Annotated in this window: 2 protein-coding genes; both read right to left on the bottom strand. The window is 69.1% G+C overall.

All coding sequences use genetic code 11. From position 1 onward, the window contains the following. Positions 1 to 140 precede the first annotated feature (140 nt). Positions 141 to 1,487 carry a CpaF family protein gene (locus RT551_RS21515; RefSeq protein WP_313462243.1) on the bottom strand — a complete coding sequence of 449 codons (1,347 nt, stop codon included), beginning with the start codon at positions 1,485 to 1,487 and terminating at the stop codon, positions 141 to 143. Continuing rightward, a partial coding sequence (locus RT551_RS21510) for a fimbrial protein (protein WP_313462241.1) occupies positions 1,472 to 2,369 on the bottom strand: 898 nt, incomplete at its 5' end. The genes RT551_RS21515 and RT551_RS21510, both read right to left, overlap by 16 nt.

The following is a 2,369-nucleotide window of genomic DNA, read 5'->3' as shown; positions in this document are numbered from 1 at the left end:
CGGGGCCGCGGCCAGGCGCTGTTCGGTGTGCTGCAGCGAGGCGCGCTGGCGCTCGCGGCGGGCCGCGCCCCACCACAGCTCGATGGCCACGGCCACCAGCACCAGCACCGCACTGCACAGCAGCAGCACCCCGGTCATGCTCAGTAGCCTCCGTCGAGTGCTTCGCGCAGCAGCCGACGGAACGGCTCCAGCTTGTGCGAATGCGGCTGGAAGCCGAGGCCGACCCAGCGGTCGCGTTCCTTGCCGTCGGCGTCGATCATCACTTCGTGACGGAACATCTCCTGGGTGCTGATCAGGTTGTCGCTGACCCCGGTGATTTCCGTGATCGACACCAGCACGCGGCGACCGCTGCCCAGGCGCGAGATCTGCACGATGAAGTCGATGGCGCTGGCGATCTGCCGGCGCAGGCTGTCCTCGCTGCCCTGGAAGCCGGCAAAGCCGGCCAGCATCTCGATCCGGTACAGGCAGTCGCGCGGCGAGTTGGCGTGGATGGTCGCCATCGAACCGTCGTGGCCGGTGTTCATTGCCTGCAGCATTTCCAGCACTTCCGCGCCGCGCACTTCGCCGACCACGATGCGGTCCGGGCGCATGCGCAGGCTGTTGCGCACCAGGTCGCGGATGCTGACCGCGCCGTGCCCGTCAGCGCCGCCCAGGCGGCTTTCCAGCCGCACCACATGCGGATGGTTGAGCGAGAGTTCGGCGGTGTCCTCCACCGTGATCACCCGTTCCTCGGCCGGAACGTAGCTGGCCAGGGCATTCAGCAGCGAGGTCTTGCCCGAGCTGGTGCCGCCGGACACCAGGATGTTGCAGCGGCCCAGCACCATGGCATGCAGCAAGGCCTGCATGGCGGTGTCGAAGGTGCCCATCCGCTGCAGCTCATCGGGCGTGAACGGGTCTTTGCGGAATTTGCGGATCGACACCATCGGGCCGTCGACCGCCAGTGGCGAGATGATCGCGTTGAGGCGTCCACCGTTGGGCAGGCGCGCGTCGACCATCGGGTTGGACTCGTCCAGCCGCCGGCCCAGCGGGGCCAGAATGCGGCGCAGGATGCGCAGCAGGTGGCTGTCGTCGCTGAAACGCTGCGGCGCGCGCACCAACCGGCCGCCCTGCGAGACATGGATGTCCTTGTAGCCGTTGATCAGGATGTCTTCGATGGCCGGGTCATGCAGCAGATCGTCGAGCGGTCCGAACCCGGTCAGCTCCTTCACCAGGGCAGCGGCCACCACGTCCATTTCCGCTTCGTTGACCGGAATGCGCCACTGCTGCACGAACTGCGCGGTCTGCGTGTGCACGTAACGCGCGACGGTATCTGGAGCCCAGGCATCGATGTCGATGCGCTCGTCCTCGATCGCATTGAGCAGGTGTTCGTGCGCGGCCACCAGCACCTTCTGGTACTCGTCGGACTGGGCGAACGGAGTGGCCACGGCACCCGCTGCATCCGGGGCGTCGCCGCGCTCGCTGGCAAAGGGCGTCACTTTGTCTTCCATTGCAGGCCCCCCAGGGCAAGTGCCAGTTTTTCGCGCCAGCTGCGCGGCAGGGCGCGCGCGGCGGCCTGGTCCAGGTGCAGCAGCAGCGGCGTGAGTGCACGCAGGTACGGGTCGCGCGGTGCGTCCTGCAGCAGCAGATGGCCATGGTTGGCGCTGCTGCGCAGGCGGTGACAGTCCGGCAGGGTGGCCAGCAGCGGCAGGCTGAAGCGCTCGGAAATCTGCGCCGGGCTCAGGCCGCCGTCTTCTTCATGGCGGTTGATCACCAGCTGCAGGCGCGTGTCACGCAGGCCCAGCGCTTCCAGCTGCTTCAGCACCTGGTCGAGCGAGACCAGGGTGCCGATGGCCTGGTCGGCGACCAGCCAGATCTCATCGGCGCTGTTGAACAGCGAACGCGGAATCTGTCGCACCGGCACGCCGCCGAGATCGCACAGCACGGTTTCAAACACGCCGCGCAGGCGCTGCACCAGCACGGCCGGGTCGGGCAGCAGGCCGCCGTCGCTGCCGGCCGGCTGGCCCAGCAGTGTCAGGCCGCCGCTGTGCCGGGTCATCGCCGTGCGCACCAGGGTGGCGTCAATGCGCCCGGCGTGGCGCAGGGCGTCGTCGAAGTGGAACTGGCTGTCCAGGTTGAGGTACAGCGCGGTGTCGCCGGCGGGCTGCCCCAGGTCCAGCAGCAGCGTGCTGTTGGCAGTAGCCGGTGCGGTCGGATCGCTGCCATCGGCGGCTGCCGGCTGGCTCAGCTGCTGCGCCAGCACGCCCAGGTGTGCGGCCAACGTGCTGCTGCCGACGCCGGCACGCACACCCAGCACCAGCACCAGGCGGGCCTTGTGCGGTGCTTCTACCGGTGCGGCGCGGGTGCCGCTGGTGCCGGCCGCGCGGCGCAGC

The sequence above is a fragment of the Stenotrophomonas sp. genome (assembly GCF_032103445.1).
Taxonomy (GTDB): Bacteria; Pseudomonadota; Gammaproteobacteria; order Xanthomonadales; family Xanthomonadaceae; genus Stenotrophomonas.
The sequence above is the reverse complement of the archived record's forward strand: the minus strand, read 5'-3'. Positions and strand labels throughout refer to the sequence as shown.

Coding starts and splice junctions, on each gene's coding strand:
- RT551_RS21515 (WP_313462243.1), bottom strand. CDS start 1,487: ATGGAAGACAAAGTGACGCCCTTTGCCAGCGAGCGCGGCGACGCCCCG.